The 16,983-nt window shown below is 48.3% G+C and carries 18 protein-coding genes and 1 tRNA gene; 18 read left to right on the top strand and 1 reads right to left on the bottom strand.

The window, feature by feature from the left end:
- The first annotated feature begins 176 nt into the window (after nt 1-176).
- The 10 genes from H5985_RS00940 to rapZ are packed head-to-tail and all read left to right on the top strand — an operon-like array spanning nt 177 to nt 9,500.
- Nucleotides 177-2,852 carry a bifunctional acetate--CoA ligase family protein/GNAT family N-acetyltransferase gene (locus H5985_RS00940; RefSeq protein WP_205049435.1) on the top strand — a complete coding sequence of 892 codons (2,676 nt, stop codon included), beginning with the start codon at nt 177-179 and terminating at the stop codon, nt 2,850-2,852.
- Between the two features lie 8 nt (nt 2,853-2,860).
- On the top strand, nt 2,861-3,634 hold the full coding sequence (locus tag H5985_RS00935; RefSeq protein ID WP_205049434.1) for an enoyl-CoA hydratase-related protein: 774 nt from the start codon (nt 2,861-2,863) through the stop codon (nt 3,632-3,634).
- 9 nt (nt 3,635-3,643) lie between these two features.
- Nucleotides 3,644-4,375 (top strand): amino acid ABC transporter ATP-binding protein, encoded by a 732-nt coding sequence (locus tag H5985_RS00930; protein ID WP_205049525.1) that lies wholly within the window; start codon nt 3,644-3,646, stop codon nt 4,373-4,375.
- 48 nt (nt 4,376-4,423) lie between these two features.
- Nucleotides 4,424-5,410 (top strand): KpsF/GutQ family sugar-phosphate isomerase, encoded by a 987-nt coding sequence (locus tag H5985_RS00925; protein WP_205049433.1) that lies wholly within the window; start codon nt 4,424-4,426, stop codon nt 5,408-5,410.
- Complete coding sequence (locus tag H5985_RS00920; RefSeq protein ID WP_205049432.1) at nt 5,407-5,958, top strand: KdsC family phosphatase; 552 nt, start codon at nt 5,407-5,409, stop codon at nt 5,956-5,958. Before H5985_RS00925 ends, H5985_RS00920 begins: the two co-directional genes overlap by 4 nt.
- Before the next feature lie 12 nt (nt 5,959-5,970).
- Entirely contained in the window at nt 5,971-6,558 is a 588-nt protein-coding gene (lptC, locus tag H5985_RS00915) for an LPS export ABC transporter periplasmic protein LptC (RefSeq protein WP_205049431.1), read from the top strand.
- 8 nt (nt 6,559-6,566) lie between these two features.
- Nucleotides 6,567-7,085: a lipopolysaccharide transport periplasmic protein LptA gene (lptA, locus tag H5985_RS00910; protein WP_205049430.1), complete on the top strand. Its 519-nt coding sequence runs from the start codon at nt 6,567-6,569 to the stop codon at nt 7,083-7,085.
- Nucleotides 7,086-7,111: 26 nt separating this feature from the next.
- On the top strand, nt 7,112-7,951 hold the full coding sequence (gene lptB / locus H5985_RS00905) for an LPS export ABC transporter ATP-binding protein (protein ID WP_338124938.1): 840 nt from the start codon (nt 7,112-7,114) through the stop codon (nt 7,949-7,951).
- Between the two features lie 10 nt (nt 7,952-7,961).
- Nucleotides 7,962-8,561: a PTS sugar transporter subunit IIA gene (locus H5985_RS00900; protein WP_205049428.1), complete on the top strand. Its 600-nt coding sequence runs from the start codon at nt 7,962-7,964 to the stop codon at nt 8,559-8,561.
- A 42-nt stretch (nt 8,562-8,603) separates the two neighbouring features.
- Nucleotides 8,604-9,500 carry an RNase adapter RapZ gene (rapZ, locus tag H5985_RS00895; RefSeq protein WP_205049427.1) on the top strand — a complete coding sequence of 299 codons (897 nt, stop codon included), beginning with the start codon at nt 8,604-8,606 and terminating at the stop codon, nt 9,498-9,500.
- Here rapZ and mutY read toward each other — a convergent pair.
- Entirely contained in the window at nt 9,497-10,534 is a 1,038-nt protein-coding gene (gene mutY / locus H5985_RS00890; RefSeq protein WP_205049426.1) for an A/G-specific adenine glycosylase, read from the bottom strand. The two genes, rapZ and mutY, sit on opposite strands and share 4 nt — an antisense overlap.
- A 53-nt stretch (nt 10,535-10,587) precedes the next feature.
- Between mutY and H5985_RS00885 the strand changes: the two genes are divergently transcribed.
- From H5985_RS00885 to H5985_RS00850, 8 genes are all read left to right on the top strand, one after another.
- Complete coding sequence (locus H5985_RS00885) at nt 10,588-12,309, top strand: tetratricopeptide repeat protein (RefSeq protein ID WP_205049425.1); 1,722 nt, start codon at nt 10,588-10,590, stop codon at nt 12,307-12,309.
- An 11-nt stretch (nt 12,310-12,320) separates the two neighbouring features.
- A complete protein-coding gene (locus H5985_RS00880; protein ID WP_205049424.1) occupies nt 12,321-12,890 on the top strand; it encodes an outer membrane lipoprotein LolB in 570 nt (189 codons plus the stop codon).
- Nucleotides 12,880-13,725, top strand: coding sequence for a 4-(cytidine 5'-diphospho)-2-C-methyl-D-erythritol kinase (gene ispE / locus H5985_RS00875; protein WP_205049423.1), 846 nt, complete (start codon nt 12,880-12,882; stop codon nt 13,723-13,725). Before H5985_RS00880 ends, ispE begins: the two co-directional genes overlap by 11 nt.
- Nucleotides 13,726-13,737: 12 nt before the next feature.
- A tRNA-Gln gene (locus H5985_RS00870) sits at nt 13,738-13,815 on the top strand.
- Between the two features lie 130 nt (nt 13,816-13,945).
- Nucleotides 13,946-14,896 carry a ribose-phosphate pyrophosphokinase gene (locus tag H5985_RS00865; RefSeq protein WP_205049524.1) on the top strand — a complete coding sequence of 317 codons (951 nt, stop codon included), beginning with the start codon at nt 13,946-13,948 and terminating at the stop codon, nt 14,894-14,896.
- A 150-nt stretch (nt 14,897-15,046) separates the two neighbouring features.
- On the top strand, nt 15,047-15,685 hold the full coding sequence (locus H5985_RS00860) for a 50S ribosomal protein L25/general stress protein Ctc (RefSeq protein ID WP_205049422.1): 639 nt from the start codon (nt 15,047-15,049) through the stop codon (nt 15,683-15,685).
- Between the two features lie 127 nt (nt 15,686-15,812).
- Nucleotides 15,813-16,442, top strand: a complete 630-nt coding sequence (pth, locus tag H5985_RS00855) for an aminoacyl-tRNA hydrolase (protein WP_205049421.1) — start codon at nt 15,813-15,815, stop codon at nt 16,440-16,442.
- On the top strand, nt 16,432-16,923 hold the full coding sequence (locus H5985_RS00850) for a 2-thiouracil desulfurase family protein (protein WP_205049420.1): 492 nt from the start codon (nt 16,432-16,434) through the stop codon (nt 16,921-16,923). The genes pth and H5985_RS00850 overlap by 11 nt, the downstream gene beginning before the upstream one ends.
- Nucleotides 16,924-16,983: the final 60 nt, after the last annotated feature.

The raw sequence follows: 16,983 nt of genomic DNA, 5'->3' as shown, positions 1-16,983 counted from the left end.
TATCAGAGTGATGGCGAGCTTGTGAAAGACTCGAACCATTTTTTAATTGTAGCAAAGCACGCTTTTCATCTTCATCTGAAAATCAAACATTTTCTTACGAAAAAATAGGGAGTTAGACCTTTTTTGAGTACAATTGGTAGGTTAATTTTGTTAGTAAGATTTCTGAAAGATTTCGAATGGATATATCGAATAGACTCCACTCAGCTTTAGCCCCGGAAACGGTCGCCATCATTGGTGCCAGCGACCGCGAAAATTCGCGAGGGACAACGCTTTGGAAAAATCTGATCCAATCAAACTTCAAGGGTCGGGTCTACCCTGTCAACCCGAAGTACCGTTATATCGGTGATTTTCAGTGCTACCCCAGTATTAAGAGCATTGAAGACAAAATCGATCTGGCGATTTTGGCTGTCCCGAGCAAAACCATCGAACGTTTGCTCGAAGATATTGCTTCCCACGGAACCCGTTGGGTTGTTTTAGCTCCAAGTGATCCTTCGGTCACATCCAATCCCAGTTGGCAGGCCTCAATCGTCAACAAGGCACGATCGCTCGGGCTTCGCTTGATCGGCACCGACTGCCTCGGCATCATGCGCCCGTCAATCGGTCTCAATGCCAGTTATTGGTCTGATTTACCTCAGGCCGGCAATGTCGCTTTTGCAAGCCAATCAGGGGTTATCGGCACATCGCTTTTGGCTTCTCAACGAATCCGTGATATCGGTTTTTCTACCTTAGTGAATACCGGTGATGAAATTGACGTTTCAATGAGTGAAATCATTGACTACCTCGCTCAGGATAAACAAACAAACGTCATTGTCTTGCACGTCGAAGGCATCCGCAATCCCAGAGAATTTTTCTCGGCTGTTCGTGAAGCCTGCAAACACAAACCGGTCATTGTTTTACGAGGCGGCAAGAGTCTTCAGGCCTCTCAGTTGCTTGCTACCCGTATGGGCGTTCCTGCCGGTGACGACAATATTTTCAATGCACTCTTGGAAAGGGCCGGAGCCATCCGTGTTTACGGCTTGGAAGAGATGCTTTCAGCAATTGAAATTTTCTGTCAGCACCGTTTGCCTCGAGGCAACCGTATCGGCATCATCAGTAACGGCAGCGGGTTCGGCGTATTAGCGGCCGATGCAGCTTCCGGCTGTGACGTAAAAATCGCCACATTGTCGCGCCAAACAACTGAGAAGTTGCACCAGATCTTTGACAACCCTCTGCCCATGACCAATCCTGTGGATCTCTGGGCCGATGCGGATCCGAGAAGAATTAAGCTTGCTGTTGATGCTCTCAATAAAGACGAAAACGTTGATGCCATCGTTGTTGTGACGGCTCCGACGTTTGCTGCCCCTTTGGAGCGAGTTTGCGACGCTATTGCTTATGCCACCGATGCGAGTTTTAAACCTATCATCACCGCATGGATCGGTGAGTCTCAGACCATTGCAGCCAAGGCCCGACTCAAAAACCATCCGATCACGGTGTTAAAGAGCCCTGAAACTGCAGTCAAAGCTTTTTCCTGGATGGCTCATTTTGCCCAGTCCAAACGATATCTTGCCGGCACGATCGCCAACGGCAATGTGACTTTACCGGCCGACGACAGCGCTATTCGTCAGATACTGGAAGAGAACCAACAAAAAGAAAATTTCACTTTAAATGAAATTCAAACCAAACGCCTTTTGGCTTGTTTAGGGTTAACGACGGCTTCAGGCATTTTGGTGAAGTCTCCTGTTGAAGCCATTGATGCCGCCAAAACCTTGGGGTTCCCCGTGGTCATCAAAGCTATTGCCAAAGGCGTGGTTCACAAGAGCAATGTGGGCGGAGTGTGTTTGGATTTACGTGATGAAAATGAAGTCATTCAGGCAAGCCGTCAGATTTTGAAAGATCTTGAGCTCAAAGCCCCCTATGCTCAATTGGAGGGACTTTTTGTCCAGCGGTATATTCGTCAACCCAACGGTCGGGAAGTCAAAATTTCCGTTCATACAGACTCTCGCTTCGGCCCGGTCATTTCTTTCGGGGCGGGCGGCCATATGGGCGACATTTACCATGACGAAGTCTGTGAGCTCTTACCTTTAACGGAACCGCTTGCACAAAAACTGATTGAAAAACCGACGGTCAGTGCCTTTTTAGAGAATTTCAGAGGCTTACCGCCTGCAAACAAAGAGGCACTTGTTCAGATTTTGATGAGGGTGTCTAAGTTAGTCACCGACTATCCGCTCATTCGAAACCTGACTATTGACCCGTTGTTAATTGATGATGGCGGCTGTATTGCGCTTGATGCTCATATCGGCATTTCGCCCAACAAACTTGACAAAGATTCTTTAGCCTCTCACCTTACCTTGGCACCTGAGACTTGGATTGATCCTTCCTGGCGTGAGATCAAAGGAGGTTTTGTCACACTGCGTAGTATCAGAGCGCAGGACTATGACGCCTTAAGAAATTTCCTGATGCGTCTGTCTCCTCAAACGACGTATCTGCGTCTGCACATTTCCTCAAATGAGTTGGCTCGCGAAAAAATTGTCGAACTTACCAACATTGACTACAACCGTGAAGTCGCCATCATCGCTTGCGACCCGGAAGAGCCAGAATCGATCCGAGCTGTCAGTCGCTTTAAACGGATGCCCGGAACAAGCTTTGCAGAATTCGGGGTAGTGGTTGAAGACAGTTGGCAACGACGCGGATTGGCCTCCTTGCTGATGAAGGAACTAATTGAACAAGCCAAGCGCATGCATATTTCCATTCTGATCGGTTATGTTCTCAGAGGAAACGATGCCATGTATGCCCTGATGCAATCTTTAGGCTTTGTTTGCCACGATGACGAAACACTCGATGACACATTCGTCACGTTTACACTGAATTTATGAGGAACGAGATGTCGGATTTAACCGTTCAAGTACAAAATGGGGTCTGTCACATTGCCATCACCCGACCTGCCAAACGCAACACACTCAATGCAGCCACGTGTTTAACTTGTGTAGAGGTATTGGCTCAAGCCCAAAAAGACGAAGACGTCCGTTGTGTGGTTATCAGCGGTGAAGGTGGTGTTTTTTGTGCCGGAGCCGATTTGGAAGAGACTCTTCACAGAACAGCCGATACTCAAAAAGCCTATGATGCTTTAATCGAATCTCTGATTGCTTTTGACAAACCGGTGCTCTCAGCCGTGCAGGGCCCGGCCGTCGGATTGGGAGTGGCCATTCTTTGCTACAGTGACATGGTCTATTGCGGAGAAAAAAGTTTATTCTCCGTTCCCTTTACTGCTTTAGGATTGTCCCCGGAATTCGGTTTAAGTCACTGCCTGTGCGAAAAAGCCGGCATCAAGAAAACGATGGAAAAACTGCTCTTGAGTGAACCGATTTCGGCTCAAGAAGCATTGCAAATGGGAATTGTCACGACTGTCTTTAAAGACGAAGACGTCCTCAAGGAAACACTGGCTCGAGCAGCACGATTGACAAAACTGCCCCCGGGCAGCCTTCGCGCAACCAAAGCTCTTTTGAGAATGCAACAAGGGCAAGCCATTCGCCAAGCCATGGAACTTGAACACAAAATTCTGTCTGAGCGTCTCGACAGTGATGAAGCCAAACAAGCTTGTCTGGCTTTTGAAGAGGGCCGTAAACCTGATTTCAGTGCCAAGTCTCACCAGGAGTAAACAATGGCAATGATTGAAATCCAACACGTCAGCAAGTGGTACAGCGAGAACTTTCAGGTTCTCAAAGACTGCACGGCCAGTGTGGAGAAAGGCGAGGTTGTTGTAGTGTGCGGACCGTCCGGGTCGGGCAAGTCCACACTTATCAAAACTGTGAACGGTTTGGAAGCCTTTCAGGAAGGCAAAATTATCGTCAACGGCATCGATGTCGGTGATCCGAAAACAAATTTGCCGAAGCTGCGTCAGCACATCGGAATGGTTTTTCAGCATTTCGAGTTGTTCCCTCATCTGTCTATTATCGATAACCTCACTTTGGCTCAGATGAAAGTTTTAGGGCGCAGTCGTGAAGAGGCAACCGAACGAGGACTCAATTTGCTCAATCGCGTGCACCTGTCCGAACATGCTCTAAAATTCCCCGGCCAACTCTCCGGTGGTCAACAGCAGCGTGTGGCCATTGCGCGTGCCCTTGCCATGGATCCGGTCTGTATGCTCTTTGACGAACCGACCTCAGCTCTTGATCCTGAAATGATCAATGAAGTGCTCGATGTGATGGTTGAATTGGCCCAGGACGGTATGACCATGATGGTCGTCACGCACGAAATGGGCTTTGCTCGACGAGTTGCCGATCGCGTCCTTTTCATGGAAAACGGTCAAATTCTGGAAAACGCCCCGACTCAGGAATTTTTCACAAAGCCCCGAAGTGAACGGGCCGTACAATTTTTATCAAAGATACTCAATCACTGATTTCGACGCTTGTTGAAATCAAGGTATTGAAAAAGGATTCCTAGAAAAATGATTGAACATGCACATACAAACGATTTAACGCTGAATCTGGCCCGTACGGTGCTAAAGCATGAAGCTCAGGCTTTAACGGATTTAGCCGATCGTTTAGGGCAAAAGTTTTTGGATGCCGTGCAATGTCTTTTAAACTGCAAGGGCAGAGTAGTGGTCTCCGGTGTCGGCAAAAGCGGTCATATCGGCCGCAAAATTGCGGCTACTCTCGCATCAACCGGGACCCCATCCTTTTTTGTTCATGCGGGTGAGGCCGCCCACGGTGACCTCGGCATGATTACCCGCAATGACGTTTTAATCGCCATTTCCAATTCCGGCACGACAAATGAACTCCTGACAATTGTCCCCGTGATCAAACGTGAAGGAACCCCCCTGATCGCCATGACGAGTGCCCCCGATAGCGCTCTGGCAAAATACGCCGACATTCATCTCGATGTCGGCGTCAGACAGGAGGCTTGTCCTTTAGGTCTGGCTCCGACCACCAGCACAACGGCCACTTTGGCACTCGGTGATGCGCTTGCCGTCGCCTGTCTTCAAGCCAAAGGATTTACGGCTGATGACTTTGCCCGCTCTCATCCGGGCGGTGCACTGGGACGGCGCCTCTTGATCCATGTGGGCGATGTCATGCGTAAAGGTGAAAAAGTTCCTAGCGTTTTGGACAGTGTCTCGGTTTTGGATGCCGTTCGTGAAATTACACTTAAACGAATCGGCATGACCGCTATCGTTGACAAGGACGGTTGTGTGAAAGGCATCTTTACAGAAGGCGATTTACGGCGTCTGATTGAAAGAGTAGGCGATATTCGCAACATCTGTATCGCCGATGTTATGACTCCTTCGCCCAAGACGATTGCTCAATCGGCTCTTGCTGCCGAAGCGGCTCACATTCTCGATCAATCGCTTTGCAACCAATTACTGGTTGTCGACGAAGGAAATCATTTGATCGGCGCTCTGCATATCCATGACCTGATGACGGCGAAAGTATTATGACGTTATTGCAAAAGGCTCAAAAAATTAAATTGTTGATTTGTGATGTCGACGGTGTCTTAACCGACGGCAAAATTTATATCGGCAATGAAGGCGAACTTTTTAAAGCTTTTGATGTCAAAGACGGTTTAGGCATTAAAATGCTACTAGCCAACGGTATTGACGTAGCGATTTTGACAGCCAGAAGCTCAGAAATCCTTAAAAAACGCACGCAAGAACTGGGCATTACAAACGTACTCCAGGGGCAGCGTGATAAGGTCAAAGGGCTCGAGCAGTTGCTCTCTGACACCTCGCTCACCGCCCAAGAGATCGCCTACATCGGTGATGATTTGCCTGACTATGCGGTGATCCAAAAGGTAGGACTTAAAGCCTGCCCTTGTAATGCCGTAGAGGAAATCGAGCACTTAGCTGACTTCAAGAGCCGACACCCCGGAGGAGCCGGTGCTGTCAGAGAGCTCGCCGAATATATTTTAAAAGCCCAAGGGAAGTGGGAAAATACGATTGAAACAATGTTTTTACACCCTGATCCCCAGGCTCGACACCGCTATTGATTTGAGAGAAATATGCGCGAAAGACTGACCGCCATCATTGCCATTGTTTTGTTGCTGATCCTCATTGCTGCCAGTTACTGGTACGCCATGCAGGCTACTTTCAGCAATTTGCGCTATGTCCCAAGCGAGGACTCTCCGGATTTTATTGCCTCAGACACAACAATTATTGATTTCAATGAGCAAGGCGTTGCCCAGACACGACTGCAGGCCGCAGAATTCATGCACTATTCCAACGACACCATCTTAATGGTGAAGCCTCGTGCCACAACGATTTCGCCCGATGAACCGATCACACACGCCGAAGCACTCAAAGGACGCAGTACCGATGCGGGAGAAACATTCGTCTTCGAAGGTGACGTTGTGGTCTCTCGAGCGGCAAGCGGCAATACAGCAGCCAGTCGTCTTGAAACTCAAAGCATGACGGTGTATCCCGATACCAACCGATTTGTGAGCGATGATGTTGTGGAGATGTTCAGCGGCAATGATAGAGCCCGCGGCACTGGCATGGTGTTTGACAATTTGTCTCGTACTGTTGAACTCAAAAGTCGTGTAACCACCGTGATCGAACCGAGAAGCGGTTCGAAGAATTTACTCAAATAGGACTGAACATGAAACGATGCTTACTGGCCGCTTTTGTTTTGGCTCTGGCCTTGCCTTTGGCTCAGGCAGAAACAAAGGACCGGGAACAACCGATTGAAATTCAGGCAGATCATTTCTTTGGTGATGAAATCAAACAGATTGCCACCTATACGGGATCTGTCCATGTAAACCAGGGCACGATGAGATTGACCGGCCAAAAACTCATCTTGCAGGAAACCTCTACCGGTTATCGCAAGGCAACCCTTACAGGCAATGTCGCCACGTTCCGTCAGCGTCGGGATCAGAAGGTCAAGGGTGTTGAAGAATGGATTGCCGGGCAAGCTCAGGAAATTGTCTATGAAGAACGTACCGGTATCGTAACGTTAACGGGTAAGGCCGTTGTTGAGCGTTCCGAAAACGGTATTGTCAAAGACAGAGCTCGCGGCAATAAAATTGTTTACGATACGGTTCGCTCACGTACAATTATTCAAGGCAGCAGTAGCGGTCGGGCCAGTACTGTTATTGCCCCACGCAATAAAGCCCGTTGAGATCACAAACGATAAAAGGAATGACCGTGCCGACCACAGAAGAAAAAACGGAAATTAAAGTGCAATCACTTGAACAACAATCAAACGAAGAAAATGAAGCCTCGGAAGTCGCTTCGGTTTCTGCTGTCAATACACTTCGTGCCGTTGGTTTAAAAAAGCGTTATGGCAGCCGTTGGGTCGTTCAGGATGTTTCTTTAGAAGTCAAAAGCGGTGAAGTAGTCGGACTTCTCGGACCGAACGGTGCCGGTAAAACCACAACCTTTAACATGGTGGTCGGTTTGATTGTCTCCGACGGAGGCACGATCGAGTTAAATGGTCAGTCCATCTCTCACTTACCCATTTACAAACGTTCCAGAATGGGCGTGTCCTATCTGCCCCAGGAAGCTTCTGTTTTCCGTCGGATGACGGTAGAAGAAAATATTCGTGCCATTTTAGAGCTGCAGCACGATGAAAACGGCAAGAGCTACACAAGGGCCGCCATTGATAAAAAACTCGATGATTTGCTCGATGAGTTGCAAATTTCTCGTCTGAGAACGAACCCCGCGATGAGTTTATCGGGCGGTGAAAGACGACGCACCGAAATTGCCCGTGCGCTGGCCGCCGAACCAAAGTTCATTTTGCTTGATGAACCTTTTGCCGGCGTTGACCCGATTGCCGTCATTGAAATTCAACGCATCATCCGTTTCCTTAAAAACCGTGGAATCGGGGTATTGATTACTGACCACAATGTTCGTGAAACGCTGGGCATTTGCGACCACGCCTACATTATTTGTGACGGCGGAGTTCTGGCCAGTGGGCACCCGAAAGACATCATTGCTAACGAGGCAGTGCGACGTGCCTATTTAGGTACAACCTTTACCATGTAAAGAAGATTCGATGAACCAGATATATCCTTATCTATCTTCATCAAACGTCATCTTTTTTAACTCGATGCAACGAGCAACCAAAAAGCGGGTGTTCGAGGAAGCTTGTTTGGCCTTTCAGATGTCAGGCGTTGCTCACACCCAGGTTTTTGAAGCTCTTTACGCAAGAGAGCGTCTCGGCAATAATGCCATCGGCGCAGGAGTCACGTTACCTCACTGTGAAATCGAGGGGTTAAAGCGCCCTCTCATTACGATCGTATTGTTGCAACGCCCTATTCACATTGATCCTCCGCCTTACGACAATAAACCGGTTGATATTTTCTTTTTCCTGATTGTGCCTAAAACCGATAATGACGATGAATACCTCCCGCTTTTGCGCGAATGCATCGCCATGTTGGAAAACAAAACGTTATGTGCCGATCTCAGAAAAGCTGAAAATGCTGTCGAGATTTGCTCTGCTATCATGAACTGGACTGCACCGACGGTTCTTGCCAGAGAGTCTCAGGAAGACGCTCTGGAAAATGAATGGGATCTGCTCAACGAAGAAGTCAAAGCGCAACGAAAAGAAGAAGAGGAATCATTAGTCGTTGCTGCTGTTGAAAACAACGCTTAAGGTTTTCGTTAGAATAGTCTGGCGTTTGGTAGGGGACCTTTTATGAAGCTCATCATCGTTACCGGTCTTTCCGGCTCCGGCAAATCCGTTGCTATCCGACAATTAGAAGACAGCGGCTACTATTGTATTGACAACCTGCCTCTTTCTTTTGTGATTCCTGTTGCCAAAACACTTCAGCAATCTCAAGATTATGTTGCCTTCGCTATTGATGCTCGAAGCGATTTTGAAGGTTATGAACCGGAAAAACTCATTGAGGAACTCAACGCTCAGAAAGACTGGGACGTGCGGATTCTGTTTTTAACAGCATCCACTCCTGAGTTACTTCAGCGCTTCTCCGAAACCCGCAGGCGCCACCCGCTCACTCTTCGCTTCAGCTCCGACACACACACGCTCACTCTATCGGAAGTGATCACCAAAGAGCGCGAACTGATGGAGCCTTATAGCGTTCAAGCTCAGGTCGTGGATACGACCCATCTGCAAAGCAATACTTTGAGAACCTGGGTGAAAGATTTTGCTGATGCTCCGCACGCCGACTTAACCCTGACGTTTGAATCCTTCGGCTACAAACACGGCATTCCTACGGCTGCGGACCTCGTTTTTGATGTGCGTAATTTACCCAATCCGTACTATGACCCCGAACTTCGCGCCCTGACCGGCAAAGACGAAGCGGTCATCGCTTTCATGCAAAATCAACCGGACGCTGTTGAAATGATCAGCGATATCACCCACTTTATTGAAAAGTGGCTGCCCAGTTATCAGGCAACCAATCGTCATTATCTGACAGTTTCTATCGGTTGCACCGGGGGACAGCATCGATCGGTTTATGTCGCTGAAACATTAGCCAAGTACTTTGCTCAAAAAATGCCCTCTGTCGCTATCCGGCATCGCATTATCGGACAAGCCAGAACTCCAGTTAAAGGAATGTCTCAGGCAGCCTAACCAAGGAATGACTCCAACAGAGAACGGATGGGGGCAGGCACCCCCACATCCGGTAAATCCTGCAGTCCGACCCAACGTCCTTGCAAACAGGCATTTTCTTTAGACGTTACGTTAACGGCCACCGGATGCAGAATTAATCGGTAATGGGAGAAATCGTGCTGAAATGGCTCAAGTTCACGCGAATTTCTAACCGTCAATCCCATCTGTTCAACGACATCCCGAACTTCGTCCTCTGTTTTTATTGCATCCATCTCCGGCAAACTGTAAAGCCCTTTCCAAACCCCTTTACCCGTTCTTTTTTGTAAAAAACATTGATCTTCGCACCATATCAGCAGAAAAGTTCTTTCCTGTTGGGGGCGTCGGCTTCTTTTTTTAGGTTTGGGAATATCATTTTGCAGTCCCAAACTAAATGCCTTGCATCGCTCTTTAAAAGGACAAAGAATGCATTTCGGATTGCGAGAACAAATCGTTGCTCCCAAATCCATCAATCCCTGAATGTAAGCATCCAAATCTTGTTGCGGCAACAAACTCTCAGCTAAAGTCCACAATTCTTTAACGGTTTGCCGATCATCTGCGCTGCTTTGCAAAGCATATATCCTCATCAGCACACGTTTTACATTGCCGTCAAGAATCGTCTCTCTTACCCCGAAACTGAATGCAACAATCGCCGCAGCAGTGCTTCTTCCGACCCCCGGAAGAGATTCCCATTGCTCACGGGTTTGAGGAAATTGACCGTCCAACTGCTCTACGATTATTTTGGCTGCGCGATGTAAATTTCTGGCTCTGGAGTAATACCCAAGCCCCGACCAATACTGCATCACCTCATCTTCTGAGGCCTGAGCCAAGTCCTGCACCGTCGGGAAGCGCCTCATAAATCGTTCAAAATATTCAATGACGGTACTTACCTGAGTCTGCTGCAACATGATTTCGGAAATCCAACGGGCATAAGGTTGCGCAACCTGCCACGGCAGGTTGTGTCTGCCATGAATTTTTTGCCAATCAATAAGAATCTTTGAGAATTGTTTCGTTTGCATTGAATTTCTGAGGAAAACAGTACAATTGCTGGGTTGTGTTGGATTATATAGCCATGCCAGTTAAGCTTTCTTTCCTAAAAAAATCGCTTTGCTCAGCCGCCGCACTTGTTTGTCTGATCAATAGCAGCTGGGCCAAAGAAACTTTGCCCAACGTTGAATTAACAGGGGGCTTGTTGTTTCAGATCATCGCCTCCGAATTTGCTCTGCAACGAAACGATCCTGCGACCGCCTTTCAAACCTACATGCAAACAGCGAGAACAACGAAGGATCCCCGTTTAGCCAAACGGGCCTTTGAAATTGCCGACGGCGCACGAGCCTTCGAGCAGGCAGGCGAAGCTGCCAAGCTTTGGGAAGACCTGTCACCTAAAAATTCCGATGCTCGGCTCGCCAACCTGTTGACGGAGCTTCGTCAGGGTGAGCTAGGTGAAAGTCAGTTAACTCGAGCCAAAGAACTCCTGGCTCAGGCTTCAACGGAATCCGAGAAGTTATCGCGCTTCAAAGCCATAGTCAGACAAGCTGAAATCGGTACAAAGCAGCCTCAACAGGTATTGGCTTTTGTCCGTCCTCTTGCCTCCCTTTGTAAAGACCGGAAAGAGGCTGCGCTGGCTCTTTCCAAACTCTATCGCCGCACGGGTGATTCTGAACAAGCCGAACGTTACGCTAGACTCGCCTGGCAACAACTTCCCGATAACACCTCAGCGTTGCTCGAATATGCCGATATCTTGATGGCTAAACACGCTTCTCAAGCCATCTCCATACTGGAGCAATTCGTAAAAAAACACCCTAAAGACTATGACGCTCAGTTGGGCTTAGCTAAAGCCTATGCGCGGACTCAAAATAAGAGCGGGGTGCAAAAACAGATTCAAATTCTTGAACCTTTTTCACAAACCTTGCCAAGCTTGGCCTTCACTCTTGCAACCGTTTGCGACACGGTTGGTCTGACAGACGAAACCAAGCGATATCTGATGACGTTTGAACGATTGGCTAAAGATCAAAAAGTACTGCTTGATCGCTTACCCCGAGCCTATCTTTCTCTCGGAATCATCGACTATAAACAAAAGCACTACGGAGCTGCTGCCGACTGGTTTAAACAAGTCGACGCGTCGAGCGAATTTTTCCCTCAATCCCGACTTCTGCTCGCACAAAGCTTGGCGGCAGAGAAAAAGTATGATGCGGCAATCGACATCCTTGCCGAAACTAAAGTCGAGGGAAAAGTTAGAACGGAATTTTTACACAAAAGAGCCCAAATTCTTTATGAGGCCGGACGAACATCAAAAGCTTACTCAACCATGAAAGAAGCTTTGGCAACCGATAAAGAAAATGCCACATTATTGTTCCAGTGTGCCATTATGGCCAACGAGCTCAAAAAGCTCGATGAAGCAGAAAAATATTTGCAGGATGCCATCGGCTACTACCCTAACGAAGCGGATTTCTACAATACCCTCGGCTATCTCTGGATTGACAATAACATTAAGCTCAAACAGGCTCGTCCTTTGATTGAAAAAGCCTTGACCATGGAACCGGACAACGCTGCTTTCTTAGATTCCATGGGTTGGTTGTATTTCCGAGAGGGAGACCTTGAGAAAGCTCAGAATTTCCTTGAGAAGGCTGTCAAAAAGCTCAATGACAAAGAGATCTTGCTTCACTTGGTTGAGGTCTATCAAGCCCAGGGGCAAACTGCCAAAGCCATGAAAATTTTGCGTCCGTTGCTCAAAGAAAATGCTGACGACCCCGTGATTAACTCCTTAATGGATCGTCTTCATTTACGGTTTTAGAATTTTTTGCCATGTCCTTTCGAACCTTTTTAACCGGTGCAGTTTTCATCACACTCTTGAGCGGATGCGTGAGTTTGTCCACTCCCGATCTGCAACAGAGCTGGCAGGGACGTTTTTCCATATCAGCCGAATCTGCTCAACACCGAGAAAATCACAGCGGACGATTCATTCTGACCCATTCCTCCGCCCCCTTAACCATTCTCGATTTAAAAACTGCTTTAGGAAACACCATCGCCCGAGTCACATTGTCTGATACAGATGTTTCTCTGCAGACTGTGGGCAGGCCTGAATATCGGGCTGATAATGTTGACAATCTTTTAATACAAACCCTGGGTTTCAGCGTTCCTGTTGAGGGGCTGCAGTATTGGCTTGAAGGTTCTCCCATTGTGGGCGTGAGTGCTCAAACCACCCCTCAATCCAAACCATATAAAGAAATCCGGCAAAACGGTTGGCTAATCCGCTACGAAAGCTACGATGCAAAGGGGTTACCTAAACGCATTCGTTTTGAAAGAGAGGCCTCTATAAACTCTCCGGCCTTATCCATTCTTTTATTGATTTCAGATCGTCATCATGACTCTTGATTTATTGGCTCCGGCGAAATTGAACCTGTTTTTACACATTGTCGGTCGACGTCCGAACGGCTACCACGAATTGCAATCCGTTTTCATTCTGATCGATCTTTGCGATACCGTAAAGCTGACTTTGCGCGAGGACGGAAAAATTGTGAGAACCGGTGACGTCATCGGCGATATTGATAAAGATCTTTGCGTAAAAGCCGCGCGTCTTCTGCAAAGCCATTTTCCGACCTCTCTCGGTGTTGAAATTGATGTGATCAAGCGTATTCCGGCCGGCGCCGGCCTGGGAGGCGGATCGTCAGATGCTGCAACGACCCTGATGGGATTAAATAAACTCTGGAATCTTCACCTGAGCGAAGAGCAGCTGATGCCATTGGCTGCCGGACTAGGGGCCGATGTCCCGTTCTTTCTCTTAGGAACAAACGCTTGGGTAGAAGGAATCGGTGAAAAATTATCCCCCATTTCAGTGCCGGTCATGCCGTTTGCGGTGATTTGGCCGGGGGTCAATCAGCCCACAGCCGAAATTTTTTCACATCCTGACTTGACAAGGGACACGAAATACGTCACAATGTCGATCCTCGACGCCGCTCACGAGTGGAGTGACTGGATGAGATTGGGACACAACGATCTTGAACCGATCGTCAAAGTTGTGAACCCTGAGGTCAATAAGTTATTAACGACGTTGCCTCAATTCCGCTTAACAGGTTCCGGCTCAGCAGCATTTGCGCTGATGCAGGAAAGTGAAGCGAAGCGGGTGTTTGAAGATTTACCTGAGAATTGGAAACATTTTTCGGTAAAAAGTCTTAAAATACACCCGACGTTGTCAGCATTATCATGCTGAACCAAAATTTGTAGGGGAGTCGCCAAGCTGGCCTAAGGCACCGGATTTTGATTCCGGCATTCGAAGGTTCGAATCCTTCCTCCCCTGCCAACTTTCGGGAGCAAGCATTGTTGTGCTAGCTCCCGTTTGTTTTTTGCGAAGCGGTTTTAAAAAGAACCGCCGTGTACTAACCGAAGAGCTCTCTCTTCTTAACTTTCGGCGAGTCAATATCATGGTCCCAATGGTTCCGGACAATCTCATGGTCTTTACGGGCAATGCCAATCCCAAACTTGCCCAAGCTGTCGCAGAACACCTCAATATTCCCCTTGGTCAGGCTGTCGTCAGTCATTTCTCCGACGGCGAAGTCATGGTGGAAATCAGTGAAAAGGTTCGTGGTCGCGACGTATTTATTCTGCAAAGCACCTGCTCTCCCACCAATGACAATTTGATGGAATTGATGATCATGGTTGATGCTTTGCGTCGTGCTTCCGCACGCCGTATTACCGCTGTTATGCCGTACTACGGATACGCTCGCCAAGACCGTCGTCCCCGTTCTGTTCGTGTGGCCATTTCCGCCAAGGTTGTTGCCAATATGCTCCAATCCGTCGGAGTGGATCGTGTGTTGACGATGGACTTGCACGCTGACCAAATTCAAGGTTTCTTCGATGTTCCGGTCGATAACATCTACGCCACGCCGATTCTGTTGCGTGAATTGATGAATCGCAATTACGAAAAACCGGTCGTTGTTTCCCCTGATGTGGGCGGTGTGGTTCGTGCCCGCGCCATGGCCAAGTCTCTCAATACCGACATGGTCATCATCGATAAGCGTCGTCCGCGCGCCAATGTGGCCGAAGTGATGAACCTCATCGGTGAAGTCGACGGTCGTACGTGCATCATCACCGACGATATCGTGGATACGGCAGGTACTCTTTGCAATGCCGCCAAGGCTTTGAAAGAACGCGGTGCCGTTAAGGTCTGCGCCTACATCACTCACCCGGTTCTTTCCGGTCCGGCTATTGAACGTATTACCAATTCCGACTTGGATGAACTGGTGGTCACCGATACGATTCCGTTAAGTGAAGAAGCTCAAAAGTGCTCTAAGATCACTCAAGTTTCCGTAGCGGATATTTTCGGAGAAACGATCTCCCGTATCGCTCGTGAAGATTCTGTGAGCGCCTTGTTCGAAAATTAATCGTTAAAGGCGATCACTTCAGGCGAGGGACTTGTTTCCTCGCCTTTTTGTACAAATTCTGTACAATAGCGTCCTCGATTGTTTTTTGACAATCTTTTTTGTTCCTAGTGGATGGTCGCGTCCCGGGAATTTTATTTTTGGAGAATACAAATGAAAATCATCGCCACCACGCGTCAAGCGCAAGGTACGGGTGCGAGCCGCCGTCTGCGCCGCGCCGACAAGTTGCCCGGTATTGTTTACGGCGGCAACGTTGCGGCCACGCCGATCGAGCTCGAACACAATCCTATTTTCTACGCATTGCGTAAGGAAAAGTTCCACTCCTCGATTCTGACGATGGAATTGGATGGCAAGGATATGCTCGTTGTTTTGCGTGCTTTCCAAATGCATCCGTACAAGCCCCAAGTCATGCACATTGACTTCCAACGCATTAACGCCGACGAACCGGTTACCATGAGCGTGCCGTTGCACTTCTTCGGCGCTGAAAACAGCCCCGCTGTCAAGATCAGCAAGGGCTTGGTCAGCCACGCTCGCAGCTCCATCGAAGTCAGCTGCTTGCCGAAGGATTTGCCGGAATTCATCTCTGTTGACTTGTCCGGTTTGACCGCTCAAACCACGATGCGCGTTTCCGATATCGTGTTGCCCGAAGGTGTTTCCGCCGTTGTTCACGGCAACGAAGATCCGGTTGTGGTCTCTGTTGTTGCTCAAGTTGAAGACGAAGAAGAAGACGCCGCTGCTGACGCTACCGCTGAAGCTGCTCCGGCTGCTGCCGCTCCGGCTGAAGCCAAGTAATCATTCAGTCAATGCTGGGCTAAAGGGTGCTCTGATTAAGGGGGCACCCTTTTTTCTTGTGTACCGTACACTTGAATTTGAACTTCCCCCATTCAATAACCGAACAATTTTTGAAAGTTAGCTGAATATGTCCGCCATTCGTTTGATCGTCGGCCTTGGTAATCCCGGGCCTGAATACTCTGATACCCGACACAATGCCGGCTTTTGGTTTTTGGATCAACTTGCCCAACGGGAAGGGGCTTTCTTCCACGAGGAAAAAAAGTTTCTGGGGGAAATCGCCCGGGTGCGTCTGGCCGGACAGGATATCTGGTTATTAAAACCCTTGACCTATATGAATCGCTCAGGTCAATCAGTCGTCGCTTTGGCCCTGTACTACAAAATTTTGCCCGAAGAGATTTTAGTGGTTCATGACGAGCTCGATTTAATGCCCGGATGCATGAAGCTGAAAAAAGGTGGCGGAAACGCTGGACACAACGGCCTAAAAGATATTACCGAGAAACTCTCTACGCCTAACTTCTGGAGACTACGTCTGGGTACCGGTCACCCCCGTTCACTCGGACTGGCTCAACCCGTCGCTGATTTTGTACTTCACAGCCCCAGTGCTGAACACAAAAGCATGATTGAAGAGTGTATTAGTGCGGCATTGAAAACGACTAATGATATCGCTTGTGGGGACATGGCAAGAGTCCAACGAGCCATCGCCAAATTCGGTTCTCCCAAACCCAAAAAAGAGGTTCAGGAAACAAGTGGCGAATAATCACGTCGTTTTGGTGAGCGCCTGCCTGCTCGGACAACCGGTTCGATATGACGGTCAGAGTAAAGTAGCCGATCTATCCTGCCTGGTTAACAAAGACATTACTCTTGTTGCCATTTGCCCTGAGTGCGCGGGAAGCCTTCCGACACCACGCGTACCCTGTGAAATTGAAAAGGACATGACAGCCGGAGATATTCTTGCCGGGCAAGCAAAAATAAAGAATGCCGACGGCATAGATTGCACACAACAGTACGTCGAAGGAAGCCGATTTTGCCTGAGAATGGCTCAACAACATCGTGCCCACCATGCTATTTTGAAGGAGAAAAGTCCCGCCTGCGGCACGCATATGGTTTATGACGGACAATTCAATGGAACACTCAAAAGCGGCCGAGGCGTCACGGCTGAATTACTCCATCAGAATGGCATAAAACTTTTCAACGAGAATCAATGTGAGGAATTGTTGGCGCAATTGGAAAAATCTTAATTTTTAGGATTCGTATCATTTGCACCAACCTTGTCAATGCTACAATGCAGGCATTAACTT

This window comes from Parasutterella secunda (genome assembly GCF_016901835.1).
In the GTDB taxonomy this organism is placed as follows: Bacteria; Pseudomonadota; Gammaproteobacteria; order Burkholderiales; family Burkholderiaceae_F; genus Aphodousia; species Aphodousia faecavium.
This window is presented reverse-complemented; position numbering and strand designations above follow the sequence as displayed.

Coding starts and splice junctions, on each gene's coding strand:
- H5985_RS00940 (WP_205049435.1), top strand. CDS start 177: ATGGATATATCGAATAGACTCCACTCAGCTTTAGCCCCGGAAACGGTC.
- H5985_RS00935 (WP_205049434.1), top strand. CDS start 2,861: ATGTCGGATTTAACCGTTCAAGTACAAAATGGGGTCTGTCACATTGCC.
- H5985_RS00930 (WP_205049525.1), top strand. CDS start 3,644: ATGATTGAAATCCAACACGTCAGCAAGTGGTACAGCGAGAACTTTCAG.
- H5985_RS00925 (WP_205049433.1), top strand. CDS start 4,424: ATGATTGAACATGCACATACAAACGATTTAACGCTGAATCTGGCCCGT.
- H5985_RS00920 (WP_205049432.1), top strand. CDS start 5,407: ATGACGTTATTGCAAAAGGCTCAAAAAATTAAATTGTTGATTTGTGAT.
- lptC (WP_205049431.1), top strand. CDS start 5,971: ATGCGCGAAAGACTGACCGCCATCATTGCCATTGTTTTGTTGCTGATC.
- lptA (WP_205049430.1), top strand. CDS start 6,567: ATGAAACGATGCTTACTGGCCGCTTTTGTTTTGGCTCTGGCCTTGCCT.
- H5985_RS00900 (WP_205049428.1), top strand. CDS start 7,962: ATGAACCAGATATATCCTTATCTATCTTCATCAAACGTCATCTTTTTT.
- rapZ (WP_205049427.1), top strand. CDS start 8,604: ATGAAGCTCATCATCGTTACCGGTCTTTCCGGCTCCGGCAAATCCGTT.
- mutY (WP_205049426.1), bottom strand. CDS start 10,534: ATGCAAACGAAACAATTCTCAAAGATTCTTATTGATTGGCAAAAAATT.
- H5985_RS00885 (WP_205049425.1), top strand. CDS start 10,588: ATGCCAGTTAAGCTTTCTTTCCTAAAAAAATCGCTTTGCTCAGCCGCC.
- H5985_RS00880 (WP_205049424.1), top strand. CDS start 12,321: ATGTCCTTTCGAACCTTTTTAACCGGTGCAGTTTTCATCACACTCTTG.
- ispE (WP_205049423.1), top strand. CDS start 12,880: ATGACTCTTGATTTATTGGCTCCGGCGAAATTGAACCTGTTTTTACAC.
- H5985_RS00865 (WP_205049524.1), top strand. CDS start 13,946: ATGGTTCCGGACAATCTCATGGTCTTTACGGGCAATGCCAATCCCAAA.
- H5985_RS00860 (WP_205049422.1), top strand. CDS start 15,047: ATGAAAATCATCGCCACCACGCGTCAAGCGCAAGGTACGGGTGCGAGC.
- pth (WP_205049421.1), top strand. CDS start 15,813: ATGTCCGCCATTCGTTTGATCGTCGGCCTTGGTAATCCCGGGCCTGAA.